Origin of the sequence: Streptomyces rugosispiralis (genome assembly GCF_024505145.1) — a bacterium.
GTDB classification, from domain to species: Bacteria; Actinomycetota; Actinomycetes; order Streptomycetales; family Streptomycetaceae; genus Streptomyces; species Streptomyces rugosispiralis.
Genome location: NZ_JANIAA010000286.1, coordinates 1 through 244, shown reverse-complemented (window position 1 = coordinate 244; position 244 = coordinate 1). Strand labels below are relative to the sequence as shown.

Annotated in this window: 1 protein-coding gene; it reads left to right on the top strand. The window is 65.6% G+C overall.

The window, feature by feature from the left end:
• Positions 1 to 51: 51 nt before the first annotated feature.
• The coding region (locus NP777_RS47480; RefSeq protein WP_305890888.1) for a hypothetical protein at positions 52 to 244 on the top strand (193 nt) is incomplete at its 3' end.

The window sequence follows — 244 nt, the reverse complement described above, 5'->3', positions numbered from 1 at the left end:
GCAGCGTTCGGTTTGGATGAGGGTGTTGGTACGCGGCGGGTGTCGGGGGGTGTGGCCGAGGAGTTCGTCGCGCAGTTGGGTGGCGGAGCCGAGCTGGGTGTCGCGGGGAAGGCAGGTACTGCCCTGCGCCTGAATGGGACGTCGTCGTATGCCGCTACGGCCGGACCGGTGGTAGACACCACGAAGTCGTTCACGGTCTCGGCGTGGGTCAAGCTCGATGACAAGGAGCGCAACTATACGGTCC